Annotated in this window: 17 protein-coding genes; 5 read left to right on the top strand and 12 right to left on the bottom strand. The window is 49.5% G+C overall.

Annotation, left to right across the window (positions count from 1 at the left end; translation table 11 throughout):
* The first annotated feature begins 259 nt into the window (after positions 1 to 259).
* Positions 260 to 1,651: a SpoVR family protein gene (locus ACQKPA_RS23575; RefSeq protein WP_427494928.1), complete on the top strand. Its 1,392-nt coding sequence runs from the start codon at positions 260 to 262 to the stop codon at positions 1,649 to 1,651.
* 126 nt (positions 1,652 to 1,777) lie between these two features.
* Here the strand turns inward: ACQKPA_RS23575 and ACQKPA_RS23570 are convergent, their stop codons facing one another.
* Positions 1,778 to 2,839, bottom strand: coding sequence for a protoglobin domain-containing protein (locus tag ACQKPA_RS23570; protein WP_427494927.1), 1,062 nt, complete (start codon positions 2,837 to 2,839; stop codon positions 1,778 to 1,780).
* Between the two features lie 213 nt (positions 2,840 to 3,052).
* Entirely contained in the window at positions 3,053 to 4,948 is a 1,896-nt protein-coding gene (locus ACQKPA_RS23565; RefSeq protein WP_071217878.1) for a PrkA family serine protein kinase, read from the bottom strand.
* Positions 4,949 to 5,214: 266 nt separating this feature from the next.
* Here ACQKPA_RS23565 and ACQKPA_RS23560 point away from each other — a divergent pair, with 266 nt between their 5' ends.
* Positions 5,215 to 5,991, top strand: a complete 777-nt coding sequence (locus ACQKPA_RS23560; protein ID WP_427494926.1) for a DUF2161 family putative PD-(D/E)XK-type phosphodiesterase — start codon at positions 5,215 to 5,217, stop codon at positions 5,989 to 5,991.
* 137 nt (positions 5,992 to 6,128) lie between these two features.
* Here ACQKPA_RS23560 and ACQKPA_RS23555 read toward each other — a convergent pair whose 3' ends face one another.
* Positions 6,129 to 7,343 (bottom strand): PLP-dependent aminotransferase family protein, encoded by a 1,215-nt coding sequence (locus ACQKPA_RS23555; RefSeq protein WP_427494924.1) that lies wholly within the window; start codon positions 7,341 to 7,343, stop codon positions 6,129 to 6,131.
* Positions 7,344 to 7,452: 109 nt separating this feature from the next.
* Positions 7,453 to 8,109: a response regulator gene (locus ACQKPA_RS23550; protein ID WP_427494923.1), complete on the bottom strand. Its 657-nt coding sequence runs from the start codon at positions 8,107 to 8,109 to the stop codon at positions 7,453 to 7,455.
* A 377-nt stretch (positions 8,110 to 8,486) separates the two neighbouring features.
* Here ACQKPA_RS23550 and ACQKPA_RS23545 point away from each other — a divergent pair, with 377 nt between their 5' ends.
* Both ACQKPA_RS23545 and ACQKPA_RS23540 read left to right on the top strand, forming a co-directional pair.
* A complete protein-coding gene (locus ACQKPA_RS23545; RefSeq protein WP_427495053.1) occupies positions 8,487 to 8,894 on the top strand; it encodes a hypothetical protein in 408 nt (135 codons plus the stop codon).
* Positions 8,891 to 9,976: a phosphodiester glycosidase family protein gene (locus ACQKPA_RS23540; protein ID WP_427494922.1), complete on the top strand. Its 1,086-nt coding sequence runs from the start codon at positions 8,891 to 8,893 to the stop codon at positions 9,974 to 9,976. The genes ACQKPA_RS23545 and ACQKPA_RS23540 overlap by 4 nt, the downstream gene beginning before the upstream one ends.
* Before the next feature lie 281 nt (positions 9,977 to 10,257).
* Here ACQKPA_RS23540 and ACQKPA_RS23535 read toward each other — a convergent pair whose 3' ends face one another.
* The 8 genes from ACQKPA_RS23535 to ACQKPA_RS23500 form a co-directional block, all read right to left on the bottom strand.
* On the bottom strand, positions 10,258 to 10,512 hold the full coding sequence (locus tag ACQKPA_RS23535; RefSeq protein ID WP_009595823.1) for an AbrB/MazE/SpoVT family DNA-binding domain-containing protein: 255 nt from the start codon (positions 10,510 to 10,512) through the stop codon (positions 10,258 to 10,260).
* Between the two features lie 195 nt (positions 10,513 to 10,707).
* Positions 10,708 to 11,172 (bottom strand): tRNA (uridine(34)/cytosine(34)/5-carboxymethylaminomethyluridine(34)-2'-O)-methyltransferase TrmL, encoded by a 465-nt coding sequence (gene trmL / locus ACQKPA_RS23530; RefSeq protein WP_113057600.1) that lies wholly within the window; start codon positions 11,170 to 11,172, stop codon positions 10,708 to 10,710.
* 127 nt (positions 11,173 to 11,299) lie between these two features.
* Positions 11,300 to 12,388 (bottom strand): 3-phosphoserine/phosphohydroxythreonine transaminase, encoded by a 1,089-nt coding sequence (gene serC, locus ACQKPA_RS23525; protein ID WP_427494921.1) that lies wholly within the window; start codon positions 12,386 to 12,388, stop codon positions 11,300 to 11,302.
* A 100-nt stretch (positions 12,389 to 12,488) separates the two neighbouring features.
* Positions 12,489 to 13,373, bottom strand: a complete 885-nt coding sequence (locus ACQKPA_RS23520) for a hypothetical protein (RefSeq protein ID WP_427494920.1) — start codon at positions 13,371 to 13,373, stop codon at positions 12,489 to 12,491.
* Between the two features lie 78 nt (positions 13,374 to 13,451).
* Positions 13,452 to 16,178, bottom strand: a complete 2,727-nt coding sequence (locus ACQKPA_RS23515; RefSeq protein WP_427494919.1) for a GH36-type glycosyl hydrolase domain-containing protein — start codon at positions 16,176 to 16,178, stop codon at positions 13,452 to 13,454.
* Between the two features lie 25 nt (positions 16,179 to 16,203).
* A complete protein-coding gene (locus ACQKPA_RS23510) occupies positions 16,204 to 17,040 on the bottom strand; it encodes a carbohydrate ABC transporter permease (protein ID WP_427494918.1) in 837 nt (278 codons plus the stop codon).
* A complete protein-coding gene (locus tag ACQKPA_RS23505) occupies positions 17,040 to 17,933 on the bottom strand; it encodes a carbohydrate ABC transporter permease (protein WP_071217869.1) in 894 nt (297 codons plus the stop codon). Before ACQKPA_RS23505 ends, ACQKPA_RS23510 begins: the two co-directional genes overlap by 1 nt.
* A gap of 107 nt (positions 17,934 to 18,040) precedes the next feature.
* Positions 18,041 to 19,381 carry an ABC transporter substrate-binding protein gene (locus ACQKPA_RS23500; protein ID WP_427494917.1) on the bottom strand — a complete coding sequence of 447 codons (1,341 nt, stop codon included), beginning with the start codon at positions 19,379 to 19,381 and terminating at the stop codon, positions 18,041 to 18,043.
* Between the two features lie 577 nt (positions 19,382 to 19,958).
* Between ACQKPA_RS23500 and ACQKPA_RS23495 the strand changes: the two genes are divergently transcribed.
* Positions 19,959 to 20,996: a LacI family DNA-binding transcriptional regulator gene (locus ACQKPA_RS23495; protein WP_427494916.1), complete on the top strand. Its 1,038-nt coding sequence runs from the start codon at positions 19,959 to 19,961 to the stop codon at positions 20,994 to 20,996.
* Positions 20,997 to 21,054: the final 58 nt, after the last annotated feature.

The following is a 21,054-nucleotide window of genomic DNA, read 5'->3' as shown; positions in this document are numbered from 1 at the left end:
ACCTCATCTTATTATCCATCGGTTAATGAATGGAGAAGTTTGCCAAACCGCTGGATTACCCCCATTATAACGCAAAGTCACTTGAGGGGCATCGTTACATAGTCGGTCAGCTTGCTACGACTGTGGACCGAAATGAGGCTCTTTTTTGGACCTGAGGCCTGTATATATTCCCGTAGCCCCCTCTTCTGCCCGCATATCTACGGCAGGATTCCATATAAATGATAAGAACCATGTTTTTAATGACGAAGGGGGGATTCTCGTGCACCAAGACGAGATCGCGGAACTGGAACGTTCCATTGCGGAGATTACCGAGATCGCTACAGGCTTTGGCCTTGATTTTTACCCTATGCGATATGAGATCTGCCCGGCAGACATCATATACACCTTCGGCGCCTACGGCATGCCTACCCGGTTCAGCCACTGGAGCTTTGGTAAAACCTTCAATAAAATGAAGATGCAGTACGACTTCGGCCTTAGCAAAATCTACGAGCTCGTGATCAACTCTAATCCATGTTATGCGTTTCTTCTGGACGGCAACTCCCTGATTCAAAATAAACTCATTGTGGCCCACGTTCTTGCACACTGCGATTTCTTTAAAAACAACGCCCGTTTCTCCGTCTCCAACCGTAATATGGTTGAGAGCATGTCGGCTACTGCCGAACGCATCTCCCGTTATGAGATTGAGCACGGCACGGAGGCGGTGGAGCAGTTTATCGACGCTGTACTGGCAATTCAAGAGCATGTGGACCCGCATATCGTAAGGCCGGATAAACTCGATAAGCAGCGATACACCGCACGGCGGATGCAGGAGCAGAAGGAGGAAGCCAAGCGACAGAAGCCTCCCGGCCGGTATGACGATTTATGGGATATGGACGAAGACGGCGAGGACAAAGCCGATAAATCACCGGCTGCACCCAAACGCTTCCCGCCCGAGCCCGAGAAAGACATCATGTGGTTCATTCAGGAGCACTCCGACATTCTGGAGGATTGGCAGCGGGACATTATGAGCATGCTGCGCGAGGAGATGCTGTACTTCTGGCCGCAGATGGAAACCAAAATCATGAACGAGGGCTGGGCTTCGTACTGGCATCAGCGCATACTGCGGGAAATGGACCTGACCAGCGAGGAAACGGTGGAATTCGCCAAGCTCAACGCCTCGGTTGTACAGCCGTCGCGCCACAGCCTGAACCCCTACTACCTTGGTCTGAAAATCTTCGAGGATATCGAACGCCGCTGGGATCGGGAGAAGATGTTTGATGTACGCGAATACGACTCCGATATTTCCTTCCTGCGCAATTATTTAACGAAGGAACTCGTGGAGGACCTGGACCTCTATGTCTTTGAGAAAAAAGGACCGGAGTGGAAAATCACCGACAAGGCGTGGGAAAATATCCGCGACCAGCTGGTCGTCTCCCGCGTTAACGGCGGCTCGCCGTTTCTCGTGGTAACCGATGGCGATCATCTTCGCTCCGGTGAGCTGATGATCAAGCACCTGTACGAGGGCGTTGAGCTTGACTTGAAATATATGGAGCGCACCATCCCCTATGTTTACCGGCTCTGGGGCAAACCCGTGCATCTGCACAGCATGATCGAGGGCAAACCGATCCTGTTCTCCTACGACGGCAAGAAGCTCCATCGACGATTTATTTAATAACGCAGCGCTTGAAGGACAATATGGCACCATATAACAGTAGCACCCGCGCTGGAGGTTTCCTCCAAGTGCGGGTGCTGTTATTTTATAGATCGTTTAGTAATCCGTTCGGTGCCGTGATTCCTGTTATACGCTAACCTTCTCGGTTAACGTTTCCGCCTGGACATCGTGCTTCTGAACATCATATTCATGCTGAAGCGATTCCAAATCATCGGCCAGCTTTTCCATCATTTTCACAAAAGCAGCCAATTCCTGCGAGCTTGCCGCCTGATTACGTGCGTTCATGGACGTTTTTTCCGACTCCTTCTCTACAAGACCCAGCTTGCGAATAATGCCGCTAACCTTGTCCTGAATCTCATCCATCGCCTTCTTGGAATGGGTGGCGAGCTTTCGGACTTCCCCGGCAACCACCTCGAAGCCTCTGCCTAACTCTCCGGCATGAGCAGCCTCAATCGCCGCATTCAGACCGAGCAAGTGGCTCTGGTCCGAGATTTCCCTGATCAAACTTCCCATCTGCTCAATATGCAGAATTTCTTCACCCAGCTCGGAAGTCAGCGTATGCGCTTTATCCTGTGCTTCCGCTGTTTTGATGGCATTGTCTGCCATTAACGCCGCGCTTTGATCCAGCTCCACGATCATGGCCGTCAATTCTTGAACTGCATTTGTAATCGCTTCCAACATTCTTTGTTGATCCGATACCAAATTGTTGATCTTCTCTTTCTCTTTCATTTCGTAAGCTTCCAGAACGAGCTGGGAGTCCAAATTAAACATCTTGCTCAGCGCATGCACCACTTGGATCCACTGATCCGGTACGATTTGCTTCAGTAAGTCAGTGGCGATGTCCAGGTAAACCATGTAGCTTCCAAGGTAATAATCGGTTTTCAGTCCGATTCTGGAGTGAACTTGTCCGATCTTAATCCGTTCGGCAATATAAGTTTCATCCACTCTTCCTGCCGCAAGAGACATCCAATATACCCGCTGGGTCTCCTTAAGCCGTTCCACGGTCGAGGTACGCTCAATAATCTGCATCAGCTGCGGCTGCGTCCCGATCTGCGCGTAAAATCGGTTAACGACCTCTTCAACCACCTTCGCAAACACGTCACGATGATTGGCCAGCAGCTCCAACCCTTGTTCATCCAATCCGATATACTCCAACTGTTGGCGTCTTTTCGGGGAAACATCAATCATTTCGAAAAATCCACTCCTAAATAGCGTGATCCATATTACAGGTTCAGGTACTTAGGGTCCATTATAGACTATATTTACCACGCAGACATAATGCTAAAGTCCTAATTATGTGTATATTTGCACCACCCAACCGGGCCATTTCATCCCAAAGCACGAGAAACCACCCTAACTTCACAGGTGGTTTCTCATGGCATCCCATTATTCTATCCGATATTACCGGTTCAACAGACTGCCCACATAACGCAGCAGCTCGTTCGCGCATACCGGGCAGTACCCATGCTCCTCGATCAGTCTGGAGCTAACCTCGTTGATCCGTTTTAACTGCACGGCATCCGGCGTTTTAGTCGAGGTTGTAATCTTGACGATATCCTTCAGGTCGGTGAACAGCTTCTTCTCAATCGCCTCGCGCAGGCGCTCATGATTGTGATATTCGAACTTTTTGCCCTTACGGGAATAAGCCGAGATGCGAATCATGATCTCCTCCCGGAAAGCCTTCTTTGCGTTTTCCGAGACGCCGATCTGCTCCTCGATCGAACGCATCAGCCTTTCGTCCGGATCCATCTCCTCATCGGTTAACGGATCGCGGATTTTAGTCCAGTTGCAGAATGCTTCGATGTTATCCAAATAGTTCTCGAACAGCGTCTTGGCAGACTCCTCGAAGGAATATACAAAGGCCTTCTGGACTTCCTTCTTCGCCAGATCATCATACTCCTTGCGTGCGGCGGCAATAAAATTCAGATAGCGCTCCCGCTCCTCCTTGGCAATCGAGGCATGCTGATCCAGCCCATCCTTGATCGCTCGCAGCATATCCAGCGCGTTAATGCACTGAAGATCCTGCTTAATCAAAGCACTGGATATCCGGTTAATGACATACCTCGGATCAATCCCGGACATGCCTTCTTCCAGATATTCATTCTGCATCTCCTTCAGGTCCGCTTCTTTATATCCTTCGACTTCTACCCCATCGTACATGCGCATCTTCTTGATCAGATCCATGCCTTGCTTCTTCGTTTCCTTCAGACGCGTCAAGACGGAGAATATCGCGGCAGAACGAAGCGCGTGCGGCGCAATATGGATATGCTTCATATCGCTTTGGCCGATCAGCTTCGAGTAGATTTTCTCCTCGTCGCTGACTCGCAGGTTATACGGAATCGGCATGACAATCATCCGGGATTGCAGCGCCTCGTTTTTCTTATTGGCAATAAATGCTTTGTACTCGGATTCGTTGGTGTGAGCCACGATCAGCTCATCCGCGCTTATCAGCGCGAACCGGCCGGCTTTAAAGTTCCCCTCCTGGGTCAGGGAGAGCAAATTCCACAGAAATTTTTCGTCGCATTTCAGCATCTCCTGGAACTCCATCAAACCGCGGTTCGCTTTGTTTAACTCGCCGTCGAACCGGTAGGCGCGCGGATCCGATTCGGAGCCGTATTCCGTGATGGTCGAAAAATCGATGCTGCCGGTCAAATCGGCAATATCCTGCGACTTGGGATCCGACGGACTAAACGTGCCGATGCCGACGCGGTTCTCCTCGGAGATTAATACCCGCTCGACTTCAACCTGTTCAATATCTCCGCCGTATTCGGTCTTGAGGCGAAGCTGGCAGGCCGGGCACAAATTGCCCTCGATCCGGACGCCAAGCTCCTTCTCGATTTCCGGTCTGAGCTCCAGCGGAATCAGATGCAGCGGCTCTTCCTGCATCGGGCATCCGGAGATCGCGTATACGGCTCCCCGATCGGTACGGGAATGCTTCTCCAGGCCACGCTTCAGCAGCGTGACCAGCGTGGATTTCCCGCCGCTGACAGGCCCCATAAGCAGCAGTATGCGTTTGCGCACATCCAGCCTGCGGGCCGCGGAATGGAAATATTCCTCAACGAGTTTCTCAACAGCTCGGTCGAGACCGAAGATTTCCTGTTCAAAAAACTTATATTTTTTCTGGCCCCCGCTCTCTTCGAAACCGTAGGATTCGATCATGTCATATACACGGGCATGTGCCGTCATGGCTGGAGAGGGATCCTTCTTAAGTATTTCAATGTATTCCCTGAATGTGCCGCTCCACGCCAAACGGTCGCCTTCTGCCCGATACGATGCTATGCGTTCGAAAATATCCATTTCGCTACCTCCTATGAGTCTGTTTATGGGGATTGGCTTCCATTCCACAGCGTCATTAGAAAACATTCCATTTTCGAAAAAGTGTATTACATACCTATGCGACTTGCTTGGAATAGTTGACCTTATTTTCGAAGTCATGCGCATGCAAATTTATCTAACCACCGGTCCATTCTACACTCGGGTACGCCATGCGAGCCGTCCCCATGCTATACTGAAATTACATTAACTTGACATTAAAGCATCTTTCGAATAAAAGGAGAGTCATCATGGCGATAAAGCATGAAGCCGAGCTGTACGCTCCCCTGAAGGCCTTTTTTGAATTAAACGGTTATGAAGTGAAGGGCGAAGTACGTAATTGCGATCTTGTCGGCATGAAAGAGGGCGCCGATGAACCGCTGATTGTGGAACTGAAAAAAACATTCAATCTGGCCCTTCTGCTCCAGGGCATCGAGCGGTTGAGGCTGACTCCGTACGTTTACCTTGCCGTCGAGAAGAGCCGGGCGAAGAAAGGAGCCGTCAATCAGCGCTGGGCGGAGCTGACGGGACTCTGTGGACGATTGGGACTAGGACTCATTACGGTCACCTTCTACAAAACCAAAGCGCCCTTCGTTGAGGTGCTCTGTGAGCCGGAGATGGCTGTGCAGAAGGGACGGACCGCCATCAGACGCAAGGAACGCCTGTTGTATGAATTTCGTGAGCGCAGCGGCGATTACAACACCGGCGGGGTGACGAGAGCGAAGCTGGTAACCGCTTATCGCGAGAAGACGCTGCGCGTTGCTGCTGCCATGAATGCGGCGGAAGTAGAGCAGCGAAGCTCGCGCGAACTACAGGAGGGGCAAGAGCTTCAAGAAGGACATGCCCCTGCGGTGCTGTCCGGTATTTCTCCCGCGGCCGTGCGGGATAGAAGCGGCGTGGGATCGGCGGCTGACATTCTGCAGCGCAATTACTACGGCTGGTTCCGGCGGGTGAGCCGCGGACGCTACGTGCTGACGCCGGCCGGCGTGCAGGCCCTGGCAGACTATGCTTCCGTGTTGAAATCATAAACTCCGGAAGCAGACCCTTGAACAAGTACATATTCGCCCATGAAAAAAAGCTGCTGATTCTATTCCGAACCTGAAATCAGGCTCAATCAGCAGCTTTGCTATGTTATACACGATTCGCATAAAGAAACCTTCCATGTCTAATTCCGGGCTGTAAATTCCATCACGGCTTCGCTGATGAGATTCATGCCGAGCAGCAGCTCATCCCGCCCCGGATGTGTAAAATTCAGCCGGATACACTCCCTGGTTCGATCTGCCGCCGAGCACATCGAGCCCGGAAGGAATGCCGCTCCCTTCAGCAAGGCCGCCCTCAGGAGCGCATCCCCGTCCAATCCCGGAGGCAGCTGTACCCAGAGAAACATCCCCCCGGGAGGCACTGCATACTTCGAATCCTTCCATGCGCTGCGTTTCAGCAGCTCCACCATCAGCTTGAGCCTCGTTGCGTATTCCCGATTGAGCATGCCGATATGATCCTCCAGCTTGAAATGCTTCGATTCCAACAGATGGTGCAGCATCCGCTGGTTCAGCATGCTGGATTGCCAGTCGGCCATCTGCTTCACGGCCGTCATCATCTCAATCAAGCGCCGGTTCCCGGCAGCCCATCCCGTACGCAGCGCCGGCGCTACCGTTTTACTGAACGAGCCGACATACAGAACATGTCCTCCCTGCGGCTCTTCAAGTGAGAAGATGGAAGGAATTCGGGGCTTCGGATTCTTGGCGTCCGCAAAATAAAGATCGCCGTATGAATCATCCTCCACGATAAGAAGTCCATGCGAGATACACAGCTCCAGCACCTGTTGACGCCGCTCCAAGCTCCACATCACGCCTGTCGGATTGGTAAAATTGGGCGCAGCCATAAGCAGTTTCGGCTTGTGCTGCCGGATCATAGCCTCCAGGTGCTCCGGCAGCATCCCATCTTGATCACCCTCCACAGGCACGATGACGGCACCTTGAAGACGCAGCACCTGGAGCAGTCCCGGTGAGGTTGGGTTCTCCACCAGCACCGGATCGCCCGGGTCCACATACACCCTGACCAGCAAGTCGATGGCCTGCTGCGTGCCCGTGGTCAGCAGAATATGCTGCGGCTGGACGCTCAGGCTTTTACGGCGGGATAAGTCCTCGCTCAGCCACTCGCGCAGCGGTCCATAGCCTTCTGCCTCACCGTACTGCAAGGCGAGCGGGTCCTCGGAGAGCACCGATGTCGCTGCTTCCGCCAGTGAATGCAATGGAAATAACTCTTCGGCCGGCAGCTCTTCTGCCAAGGAAATAAAAGAATCCCGCTTCGCAAGTTCCCTGATATCGCGCAGCGGGGATGACAAAAGGGTCTGTGCACGGGAAGCAAAGGAATACTGCATGGAAGTCCCTCCTCTAACCGTTATCAAAACCTCGGTTTTTTATTCAGGAGCCTCTTAACAACCTCTAAAAGGTATTCCTGATATATATATATTATACCTTAATCCTGCATTAGGCATATATTTGCCTGCCTTGGCGGGTATACAGCGCATACTTCTCGATAGCCTGTGCGCGGGTGGATACCCCGAGTTTCACATAGATTTTACGAAGGTAATTGTCAATCGAGCGGCGACTCACCTGAATTTCCATGGCGATTTTGTCGTATGTAATGCCCTGGACAATCCGTTCCATTATAAAAGCCTCCGTCTCGGAGAGCTGGAGTCCGCCTTCGCTCATTGCAGAGGCTGTTAACGGCCAGATGCCTTGCCTTATCCAGTCGAGCGGCAGCGAGGCAACGCCAACCCGGAGTCCGGTAATCATATGTATGAGCTGAAATGTGGATGCCTGCTTGGACAATAGGCCGCTTGCGCCGCGGCTGATCAAGGATTGCAGCAAAGGAAGGCCATCATTGTCGGTCATAATGACGACATGGGTCTTCGGGGACAGCTGCTTCATCTGCTCCAATATGGCTTCCGAGGTACGTTCCGACAAATGATAATCCAATAGTACCAAGTCAGGAAGCAAATCCCCGACCATTCGAAGCCCTTCTGAATCCGAGGATGTCATTCCTTCAACGAGCAGATCCTGCTGCTCTTCCAAAATCAATTTTGTTCCCAGCATGCTTGTAGGTTGACTGCCGACGATAACTACCCGCCAAACCTGATTCATTTTCTAATAGACCTCCTGTATCAACAAACTTGGTTCTCTAGTATCTCTATTAAGTAAGCGCCGTCAATTTCTTACACGGTATTGCGAATCTTCGTTGTTTGCAGATATGGATAGACGCAATTTAGAGCCGTTATTCGTATAGAAATAAGGTTAATTAATCCTATAGGCGCAGAGCCTTTGACGGTATGCATGGCGAATGTCTTATATGTATCCTATTTGATAATCAAATCTATACAGATTGTATCCCACTCTATCTTTCTAGGCAATCTATTTTTCATAAAAACAAGTGCTATTGGTTCGTCTTTGCGAAAGTAATTCTGACATGTTAGAATGAAATTTGGAAAAAATGATAGTTTTTGAGGGGTGATGAAATGCCAATGTTGGAGCAGGAACACAATACCCCCTATAAATCCCGTGAGGAAGTGCATCAAAAGGGGCCATCCACCAAATGGTTCTGGGTATTTTGGATTGTTCTCATCGGGCTGGGTACCACCGCAGCCTACCTATATAGCAATCACTTGAAGGAGCAAGTTGTGGTGCAGCTGCAGCAGGATACGCGCCAGGAGATGGCGTCATTCAAAGCAGAGTACGACCAAAGGTTTAACGAGCTGGTTCAGGAAATGGACGAAATGCAGAGCAAGGTTCAGTCGTTTAATGAGCTGCTGACCTTTACCAAGGATCAGGCTAGCGGCAAAACGGACAACAGCAACAAGCTGTACAGTCAACTAAGCCAAGTTGAGAAACAGCTGAAAGAGCTGGAACGCAAGATGGAGCTGCTGAAGTGAGAAAACTGAAGTATATCCGTCCCAAGCAGTTAAACCGTACGTTTATGCTGGCCATTGCACCTTTTATCGGAATGCTGCTGTGTATGTGGTTAATTACGGAACCGCCGCGTCTGTCTCACGACACCGCCGAGTACATACCATCCGGCAGTATATCGGAACAATCAGCCGTGATCAAACAGGATTTGGATCAAGCCGCCGTCTCTGCGGAACAGACGATATCCTCCATTGAAAAAACGGCCAAGCTCTATCGGCAGACGACCGCCACAGTAGGAACCATTCTGCAAACAGCGGAATCGCAAGCTGCGCGCCCGGAGCAAATCTATAATCGACGGATCACAACCAAATTGGGTGTCCCTATTGAAACGGTCAACAGTGACCGGATTCGAATCGAGTTGTTCAAGATCAATCCGGGGACCTATCACGGCTATGCGATGAAGGTCAAACTGAAGGATCCTTCCGCGATGAAGATGTCACTTGGCAGCGAAAGCGGCAGACCCGGATCCGTCGAAACCACCATGCGTGCCGTAAGCCGGCATGGTGCGGTCGCGGGGATTAATGCCGGTGGATATGCTGACGGGAACGGAGGCAGACATCCACTGAGCACGACCTATTATGATGGCAAATACGTCTCGGGGTTTCAACCGAGCTTTAAGGATCTTGCCTTTGTCGGCATAAGCAAATCCGGCAAGCTGATCGGTGGCAAGTTCTACAGCCAGAGCGAGCTTGACCGGCTCGATCCCATGTTCGGTGCTACCTTTGTACCCGTGCTGCTCCAAAACGGCAGCAAAACGACAATTCCCGAGAAATGGAGAACGACCCCCGGCCGGGCACCGCGTACCGTCATCGGCAATTACAAGGACGATCAGCTGCTCATCCTGGTTACCGAAGGATATGATGAGAAGGGCAAATCGGGAGCCACGCTGCAAGAGCTGCAAAACAAGCTTAAAAAGTTGGGTGTGATCGATGCTTATAATCTGGATGGCGGCGGGTCCGCATCCCTAATCCTAAACGGCCGCGTCGTGAACAAACCGTCGGATGGAAGTCTGCGCCCGGTACCTACCCACTTCTTATTTTTCAAATGATAGAATCGGCCCTCATATTCTCGTTTATTTTTTGGCTCAAGGTGGTTATAATAAGGTTAGCTTAGCAGGAGGTGGCAAGAATGTCGTTCTCATTAACATTTTGGATCGTCATGCTCGTATTCGCCCTTTACATGGTTGGCATTTGGACCGCGGCATACAATGATGATAAAACCAAAGGCCTGTAAGGCGTCTCCCTCGTATATCGGGGGAGTTTTATTTTTTTGAGGGACAAAAAAGGCACCGCTCATTAGCGATGCGCAAAAGGTGATTCATTTAAGGTCCTAGGCATGTTTCGGAAGCTGCTGCATTTCGGACATGCATTGTGAACAGATATAGCGTTCTTTAAACTCGCTTACTCCGTCCATAGAACCACAGAAGACGCATTTCGGACGATAGCGCTCCAATATGATATGGTCCCCCTGTACAAGAATTTCTACGGGATCCCCCTCGTTCATTTGATATCTCTTGCGTAGAGACTTAGGCAGAACGATTCTTCCCAGCTGATCCACTTTACGAACAACACCAGCAGGTTTCATAACGATTGTACACCTCTTTCATTTTCAACAAGTGATTTCTGACACCACAGTTCAGAACTGATAACAAGGGCCTAGTATAATAGTTCGATAAAAAGTTGTCGAATCCTGCTGGAAATTAAGAATTTCTTAGTTTTTTTCAATATCAACTAGGTATACTGGATGATATTCCCGAAAAAACTCAAAGTTTTGCAAAACTTATTCCATACCCGGGAAATCCAATTGACGCAGTGCTTCATATACCATAATCGCTGCAGAGTTGGATAGATTCAAAGAACGCACCTTATCGGTCATCGGCATCCGAATACAATGCTCGCTATTCGCGGCTAGCAGCTCCGGCGGCAATCCCTTGGTTTCTTTGCCAAACACCAAAAAATCCCCGTCTTGATAATCAATATCCATATAACGCTTGGTTGCCTTCGTCGTGGCGTAGAAATAGCGTCCTTCCGGATATAGCGCCTGCAGCTCCTCAAAGGAATCATGATATTCAATATGTACGGCATACCAGTAATCCAGCCCGGCCCGTTTCAAGGTTTTGTCATCTGTATTAAAGCCGAGCGGACGGACCAGGTGCAGATGTGTGCCGGTTGCGGCGCAGGTTCTGGCGATATTGCCCGTATTGGCTGGAATTTCTGGTTCGACTAGTACGATGTGTAATGCCATGTTGATAAGTCCACCTTTTCTTCGTTTTATTTTTATTATAACCGATTCTTTCCCGATTTCCCGGGATATCCAGAAATAACCTTCCGCCGAACGGCGGAAGGTTATCATGGTGTAATCTTATATGATATTAGCTATGACTGTTCTTAAACTGCTGCATGAATTCTACGAGCGCCTGAGCGCTCTCGTACGGAACGGCGTTATAGACCGAAGCCCGCAAACCGCCGACGCTACGATGACCTTTCAGGCCGACAAAGCCTGCTTGCTCCGAAGCCTTCACGAATTCCTTCTCCAGCTCCTCGGAGGCAAGACGGAACGTAATGTTCATATCGGAGCGTACCTCGGCATTCACGCAGCCGCGGTAGAAGCCTTCGCTGTGATCGATGGCATCATAGATGAGTGCGGCTTTCTTGCGGTTCATCTCTTGAACGCCTTGCAGGCCGCCCTTCTCCTCAATCCACTTCAGCACTTCGTTGATCATATAGATGCCGAAAGACGGCGGCGTATTGTACAGCGAGTTATTTTTCAAATACGTATTGTAACGGAGCATAGTCGGCAGATGTTTAGGAGAATCTATAATCATATCCTCTCTGACGATCACAACCGCAACGCCGGACGGCCCCAGGTTCTTCTGGGCACCCGCATAAACCATGGCGAATTGGTTCAAATCGAACGGACGGCTGAGAATATCGCTCGACATATCACAGATAAGCGGCACCGAGCCGGTATCCGGGAATTCCTTGAACTGCGTGCCTTCAATTGTTTCATTGGACGTAAGATGGAGATAAGCTGCACGATCCGACAGCTGGATGTTCTCAAGGCTAGGCAGAGCCATGTACTTGCTCTCCTCGGAAGAGGCCGCCACATGAGTTTCGCCGATCAGCTTGGCTTCTTTAATCGCCTTGTCAGACCAGCTTCCCGTCATTACATAGTTCGCAACCTGGCCTTGTCCTAGGAAGTTCATCGGTATCATCGCAAATTGGGTGCTTGCACCGCCTTGGATGAACAACACCTTATAGCCGGATGGATTCCCCAGCAGGGACAGCAGGCGCTCCTGCGCTTCGTTATGAACGGCTTCATACACAGCACCGCGATGCGACATTTCCATAATCGACATGCCGGTTTCCCCGTAATTGACGAATTCGGCCTGGGCGCGCTCCAACACTTCAAGCGGCAATGCAGCAGGTCCTGCGTTAAAATTGTATGCTCTCTTGCTCAAAAGACTCTCCACCCTTTCTCTACTATGAATGCTAATTAACGCTAATCATAGCAACAATCCCATAGACCTTCAAGTGTAATTATTCACATTAAATTGTCGGCTACCAACAGAAGAATTGATACTTTCTGCTCCAGGTTCTCTTTTCTCCGGGAGCCAGGCTCAGTTGAATAAACACTTCCGGCGAGATGACATGGCCCATCCCCCACAGAGCCATATACGCGACCGGAAAATCACTGATCTCCCTTATTCCTGCCCTGCTGGCACCGTGCGTAAGCTCCCATGAATAAGGAAACTCGCTGCCGTTAAAGCCTTGCATTCTCCCATAAAAGGGCTTGTTCGGTCTGGCGTTCCAGCCCACCTCGTTATCTTGAACGGACAACAGACCCGAAGTATAATTCGATTCGACCTCCGTAAAACGGACAGGAACCGGTAACTTCAGCTTATACTCCGGTCCTACCAGCGCCTCGTTAATCCCTATGAAATTATGAATATACTCCTCCGTATTGATCCTTTGGCTTCCTACATTGCAGAGCTCATAATCTATCGTCAATGCCGTGTCCTGAATCGAGATTTTCTTAACGAGTTTTACCGCATACCCATTGACGTTCCTAGGATGGATCGTATAGGTGAAACTCACGTCATCCGAAGTCATATCGACATCGAAAGGTTCCACCGGATACGTATACTGAAAGTGATACGGGGCCTCGCTAACCCGTGTAAGAAGCCCCACCCCTAATTTAGGAAACCATCCTCCTACTTCGGCCTCTGCATAACCCATCCCCTCATGCAGTCCAAACTCATTGCACAGTCCGGACCCACCGTGAGCGTTAAACCCATCCGCAAACTCATGCACACAGAATGTGTGACTGCTCTTGGTCAATTTGACCTGGGTAATGAAACCGGTCCGGTCAAAACGCGTGCCTTGATAACGACCGGCTTCCGCAATATTAACTTCCAATTGTCCGTTTGCTAATTGATGTCCCAAAACAATCGCTCCATTCATGATGAAGAAGCCCCGGCCGAATTGCCTGCCAGGGCTTCCGAAATATTGTATGCTCGTGTGTCAGGCAAGCTCGACAAGAATCCGTTGACACTCATCATCGGATAACGCGGACAGCAAGCTGCGATCCAATTCGACAGCCCCCTGCTTCTGACTGCGCAGCTGAATCTTCTCACCGTTCAGCGTAACCGATTGAATCGTATAGCTTCCGTAATCCAACCGCTTCGGATTGCTGTATACAATCTGAAGCACTTTACCCGCAAACCGGGTATGCACAACGGCAGTACCGTCGGCTCCGAACTGCGAAGGCCTGAGCTTCGGCTCCAGGAGCAGATGTCCCAGATTTCCTTTTACTCCAAAAACCTCGGTCAGCATGGTGAGCAAAAGCCAGCTTGCCGACCCGGTAAGATAGGGATACATCCCTCTCCCCTTTTCGTTGATGTACTCAGGAATACCCGGATACATGCGGCTGCGTTCAAAGTCATTGCTTAAATCGTAAATCGATTGTAATACCTCGTATCCCTCTCGGACAAAACCTCTCTTATAAAGAGCGTTAGCGTACATGACGCTCATATGGCTGAACATGGCTCCATTCTCTTTATGGCCGAATGCGAACCCGAATGCCCTCCCGAGGTTTTGCTGAATCTCGCCAAAGTTCGAATTCAGACGATAGCCGATGCTCGGATCTTTTAAATACCGATCAACCGCCTTCGTTATTTGCCCTACCTGTTCATTGTCCGCTATTCCGCCCATAATAGCAAAGACCTGGCCAGTGAGCGTCATCCGGAAGCCAAGGGGATAATCACCTTCCACGCGCTCTCCATCGTTATTGTAGTAACCGTTAAACCACGAATATCCTTCTTGGCTCGTCATCCATTCTTTGTCGCGCAAATGCTGGATGATCCAGTCGGCTTTCCGTTTCAAGTCCTGCACAACATCCGCCACGCTAAACTTTCGTTTGTTTCCGGTCACGGAGACTTTAACAGACTCATAATACTGATCAAGCAGCCCCAGCTTCTCCTGCACATCGTCGTATGAGACGGGAGCCGTTAGCGAATCGAGCAGCACGGCCATTTCCTCTGCTATTTCAATAAACTCCACGCCTTCGCTGTCCCGCCATGCCAGCAGCAGATCGCCAAGCTGCATCAAATTGCTTGCATAGAACGCAGTAAAGGCTACGCTCTCGCCTCGATCCGGAGCAAGATCAAGACCATCGTTCCAATCTGCCCCCTCAAGCTTGATGTTGTTGTGTTCACCTACGTTAAAAAACGGAACCAGATTCTGCAGGAGCATATGCTCCAGTATCGTACCTTCATATACCTCACCATTCACGGTTAAGAGCTGATTCCCGTGCTCAGGCAGCCATCCGCCATCCTTCTCCTGGCAGCGTTTCACGAATACGTCGCGGAAATAGGTCTGCGGCTGCTTCAGGAAATCCAAATCCCCGCTCTGATCCATATAAAGCAGCGTGGTCATGAATGGCCATGCACCGTGATCCATCCATACGCGCGGTATGTTATTCCGGTCAGCGATGAACTCACCGGGCTTCGTTCCGATAATCGTGGCATTGCTTCCGTCAATTCGTACACCTGCGTAATTATTAAGCAGCAGATACCGGACCTCGGACGGTTCCATGATCATCAATGCCAGGCAGTCCTGCCATAGATCACGCCATCCACGCCCTCCGCGGCCATAGTCATGATAAGGAAGGAATGAATTGCCATATAAGCGCCTCAATATCGGCTGCAAGGTTACCCATTTCATCCACAGGTCCTGCTGCTGATCACCGGTCTGGAAGGATACGGTATTCAGTATGTCATTCCAATAGGCTTCATTCTGAGCAAGCAGCTCACCAAAGCGTTTCTCCGATAAATACGTTTCGGCAAGTCTTCCAATCTCGGCACGACCTTCCGAAATGACCATCGCCATAACATAAATTTTCGATTCACCCGGCAGCAATTGAACCTCCGCAAACCGCAGACCTCCTATAGCCTCGTACCCTTCCACGGAGTCTCCTGCCTGTGTGCCTGCTGGCTTATTGGCAATGACAGCCTCAGGCCAATCGAGCGCGCCGCCTTCCCCAATAAATTCTTCAAGCACCGGAAAATAACCGATCGGTTCCGCACCGTCCGCTTCGGCACCCAGCACACTGTAAGATACGTGATTGATACGGTGACCCCGCTCGTCAAATGAGAGAGCAGGCTGCACTTCAATTCCTTTACGATGGACAAAGATCCGGTGAAGCAGGGATGTCACGTGACGATGGTCCCGCAAGTCGTCTGCCGAACGGCCATACAGCGGGATCGCCGCGGTAGGGGTCAGTTTTAGCGTCTGCTCGCCTACGTTGGTCAGTTTTACTTTCATTAATTCGATTTGATCATCCGTTACCGGAACGAAACTCGTTACTTCCGCTTGCAGTCCGGCATCCCCGTTCATCCGCGTCAGCTTATGCCATAAAAACCCGGCTTCCAACTGGCTTTTTTCTTCCTCGTTCATGAACCGGCTTGCGTTCTGCTTGGCAGAATTGCCGGTTACGGACCATGCGCCATGCCCGTCAACGTGAACCCAAAAGTTACGTGCGGACTTGGAATTGTGCAGATCCTCCACCGAAACGGGCGACATGAAAAACGTATTATGACTGCTGGTCATTTCACCGTGAAGATTCGGCGTGACGGCCGACATCATGCCGGCCTCATTCACTAAAGGAAAATATAAATAGTTATGATGTCCGGGATCACTTAACTTAAAGACACCCTGGTTCCCCTCAAACTTCCATCCTGTTGATTTCATATCGCGATCTCTTCCCCTCTATGCCTTAGGATTTGACGGCTCCCGCCAGCGCCCCGTCCACCAGATATTTCTGTATGAACGTGTACAGAATAATCAACGGTGCGGCTACGATCGTAATTCCGCATGCAAGCAGCGGCCAGTTATTCCCGTACTGTCCCCTGAATTCCTTCAGACCGAACGTAATAGGATAGTTGGACGGACTCGGGAGATACATGATCGGCCCGACAAAATCATTCCAGATTCCGATCGCGGTCAGAATGACGCCCGTTGCAATTACCGGCTTCATCAGCGGCAGAATGATCTGGAACAGGTATCGGATATATCCGGAACCATCCATTCCTGCGGCCTCATCCAAATCGCGGCTAATCGACTTGATGTAGCCGACAAACATCATGAACACAACGCCCGTTCCCGTCGTTTTCAGCAGGATATAACCGAGCTTGGTATCATACCCGAAGAACGATACGCTCTCCTTGAAGGACAGCATGAGTTTATACTGGGCAACCATCGGATTCGGAAGAAACTGGGACAGCAAAAAGAACATATAAATGAATCCGCTCCACATCACATAACCGCGCGCGACCGGAAACGCCGCAAACAACGACACGATGATGGTCAGTACCGTCGCCGCTACTGTATATATCAAGCTGTTCGCGAAATAACCGGCGAAATTGCCTTCAGACCATGCTTGCGTGTAATTGCCCCATTCCATGTTCTGAACGATCCCGATCGGGTTGAGCAGATACTCGTTGAAGGATTTGAGCGATACATTGAAGACGAGCAGCAGCGGAACGACATACAGAACCAGCAGCAAACCTACGACGGCGTAAGAAAGAATTTGCGTGGTTTTGGAATTTCGCATCAATACTCCACCTCTCTCTTACGAGTCTGTCTGACCGCCACCACAACAAAGAGGAGAATAATCAGGAACTGCACAACGGATAACGCCGAAGGAAGGCCCATTTCCAAACTTCCCCGGAACGTCTCTTTGTACACGTCATACGCCATCGTCCGTGTATTGAAGCGACCGTCTGTTGTCGCCAAAATGATATCAAAGGTAGACATTGCGCCAATGATGGATAACAGCATGTTCACCGTGAAGGACGGTGCGATCAAGGGGAAGGTAATATGACGGAAGGACTGCCACTTGTTGGTGCCGTCAATATGTCCCGCCTCGTATAAATCTTTAGGGACCGATTGGAGCCCGGCCAGAAAGATCAGCATGGAATAACCCATGTACATCCAAATCTGGACGAAGATAATATAGCCGAACGCATGAGTGAAGCTCCCAAAGAACATGTCCTGATAGCCGAAGAGCGCGTCGTAGAGGCGATTGACCGGTCCGTTTAACGGATCGAACATCATCCCCCAGATCAGAGCGACGACTGCTACGCCCAGAACCACCGGCAGGAAGAATACGGCACGATAGAAGTAATCGCCTTTCAGGCGCTGGTTAATGATGACGGCTATAAACAGAGCGACCCCGTTCTGCACGATCGTAACAACGAACATAAAGATCAGGGTGTTTACGATGGAACGCCACCGCTCTCCTGAGTTCCCCGAGAAGAATAATTCCTTATAATTATCAAGCCCGACAAATTGGTATGTGCTGCCCGGGAGGTTCTTGACATCGGTAAAGGAATAGATGACCGTCAGGATCGATGGTCCAAAATAAAACACGATATATAACGCCATCGGTATCAGCAGCAGCAATAAGGGTATGAATCGGTTAAATCCTTTTCCAAATGGATACATCTCTCTCACCTCGCAAATCCCATTTCAATAAATGTCGGGGCCTGCTGCACAGACCCCGACTACAGTATGGCTCATTCTATATAGGTCTCTTTATAATAGAAGAATCTTTATTTTGGAGCGGCAGCTTCCCATTCTTTTTGCTGAATGTCAGCCAGCTCTTTAGCTGTTTTGTATGGTCCGCCCGGTGCCAGGAATTCCGTATGAACGCCTTCTGCAGCCAAATGCTCGCCAATATTTTGACGGTTAATCATCATGATTTCGTACGCCAATTCGAACTCCCCGAGATATGGGGTCAGTTCATTGTCAATAAAGTCGCTCTCCGTCTGAATGTTATCCTGTGTCGGGATGAAGCCGGCAGCTTTCACGAAGGTCGTGTAATTTTCCGGCTCGGAGAAGAACTCAAGCCATTTTAGAGCTCCTTCTTTGTTCGGTCCCTTCTCGGCAGCATACCAGGTTACGTCATACTTGCCGACAAAGGAGGAATTCTTGGCTGCATCTTCCGTAGCCGGAAGCGGGAAGTAACCGAATTTCAGCTCCGGATTCGCTGCTGCGACGGTTGGAGCATCCCAAGAGCCATCAGCCAGCATGGCTGCTTTTCCAGTGGCAAAATAGGAAGGCGCTGTTGCGTAATCAATCCCCATGAATCCGTCAATCATGTAATTGTCTTGAAGCGTCTTCATTTTTTCCAATACTTCGATTGCCTCTTCATCGTTGTAAGCCGTCTCGCCTTTCCAAACGCCTTCAATCCATTTCTGCTGATCTCCGCCGCCCAGAATTTTTGCTTGCAGGGCGAAAACAGGAAGTTTCAATGGCCATACGTCTTTACCTGCAACAACAATCGGGGTAATGCCTTTGGCTTTCAGATCATCGTTCAGCTTGATGAACTCCGACCATGTTTTCGGTACGCTCAATCCATTCTGTTCGAAGATTTCCTTATTGTAGAACAGGCCGGACATCGCAACCTTGCCCGTTGGGATAGCATACACTTTATCGTTATAAGTTCCGGCTTTTTCGATATCGTTAGCATTATAATTCTTAATGAAGGCCTGGTCGGACAAATCAGCGATCAAGCCTGTATCGATCCACTGCTGCCAATCAGGCACTTTCGCACCCGGTGTCCATTCCTGCGGGGAGAGTCTCATACCCGATAAATCAGCCAAAACGTCGACGTCATTAGCGGTAATTCTCGCTCTCTGCGCCTGCTTGTATTCGTCATCCGGACCCGTAGTGGTATACTCGATCTTATACTCGGGATATTTCTCTTCAAATTTCTTATTGATCTCTTCAATCGCTTTATTGATGTTATCTTGTTTCCAGTGTAAAATTTTGATGACCTTTTTATCGCCTTTGGCAGGTGTACCTTTATCGGCTGAATCGCTGCTTCCGCAAGCCGCTAGCGAGAAAGTCAGAGCACCCGCCAAAAGTATTGCTGATAACTTCTTAATCATTTGTTCGTTACCCCCTGATATTAAATTGCAATTCATTATGAAACCGGATTCATGTTTCCGCTTTTTCTTGGCCTGTACAATCTTGATGCTACGAAACAATTGTTATTAATTTTCGTAATAGAGCGAAATATACCGAAAGCGGTTTCGTAAGGCCTATTATTACGCATAATATTTTGTTTGTCAAAGCTTTTTTCTCTTCGTCGCAATATTTCATTATTGAATATATTCAAGCATAATTCCTTTCTATGACAAGCGTCACAGCTATTCTCTTCATTGACTTACCTAGTTAAAGCAGCTACACTAATTTACGAAACAGTTTCGGATATGAGCTGTATACGTTGCAACCGAATTGGTAAATACTTATCACGATGGTAGGCTCCATCGATATATTTTCCGTTATTACTCCATCGGATCATATAAAATCTTGTTCTTAATCAACATGTTCTGAGCAGAAAACACGTTTAGAACTGCTCTTTCTCTCCTTAACCTTACGCATAAAGATCATTGGCAATCATGATTAACGAAAACTTACGAAAATTATGAAGTGACATCATAAACAGAATAAGGAGCGTTTCGCATGGCGTTAAACATTAAAACAATCGCTAAAATGGCCGGAGTATCCGTATCCACCGTCTCCAAGATTATCAACAACTACAGTGATGTGTCCGAGGAAACCAAAGCACGGGTGTTGGAAATTATGAAAGAGACGGGATACACCCCTTCGAACTCCGCAAAAACATTAGCAACCAAAAAATCTAATTTAATCGGCATCATATTTGCGGGAAAGCTGAATGTCGATTTTACCCATCCTTTTTTTGTTGAAGTTCTCAATTCTTTTAAGAAACAAATGGGGGTACTCGGTTACGATCTGCTGTTTTTTTCGAATGAGAAATTCCAAGGGGATGACGCCGACTACCTCGGACGATGCCGTCATTATCAGGTGGATGGCTGTGTCATTATATCCGGCGAGGAAATCGAGCCCTCTATTAAGGAGCTTGATGAGAGCGACATTCCGTGTATCGGGGTCGATATTGAACTGTTCGGCGAAATGTCGGGGCATATCATGTCCGATAATTATAAAATGTCCTCGAAGGTCGTGGAGCATTTCTATCTTCAAGGCCTCAGAGACTTGGGGTTCATCGGAGGCAGCAAGGAGTCTGAAATCTCGAACATGCGTGAGGCCGGTTATCGTAACGCCATGGAAAGCTTCGGACTTCCGGCCCGTGCGGAATGGTTCCTGAACGGTGAAGATTTTCTAGAGGCAAGCGGATATAAAGCCATGACACGACTGATTCAAGCGGGTTCTCTGCCCCGCGCGATCTTTGCAGCCTCCGACCAGATTGCGATTGGAGCCATCCAAGCGCTTCAGGAACACGGCCTGAATGTCCCTGATGATGTATCGATCATCGGTTGCGACGATATTGAAGCGTGCAAATATACAACGCCCAAATTAACGACGATTCGGCAAAATAAAGAGAAAATCGGCCGCCTGGCAGCGCTCATGCTCTACGACCTTATCCATAAGCAATCACCCGTGAGCTCCTTCGTCGTCGAGCCCGAGCTCATCGTCCGTGAATCTTGCGGAAGCAATACGCATAACTATGGTTACTTTTGAGAGTAAAGCTTTAGTGACGGGGATGTTTCAGCTAAGAGCAGCGCTATTAATGCATGCC

Source organism: Paenibacillus sp. NPDC093718 (assembly GCF_050279985.1).
Taxonomy (GTDB): Bacteria; Bacillota; Bacilli; order Paenibacillales; family Paenibacillaceae; genus Paenibacillus_AQ.
Note: the sequence above shows the minus strand (reverse complement) of the source record. Positions and strands in the feature narration are given on the sequence as shown.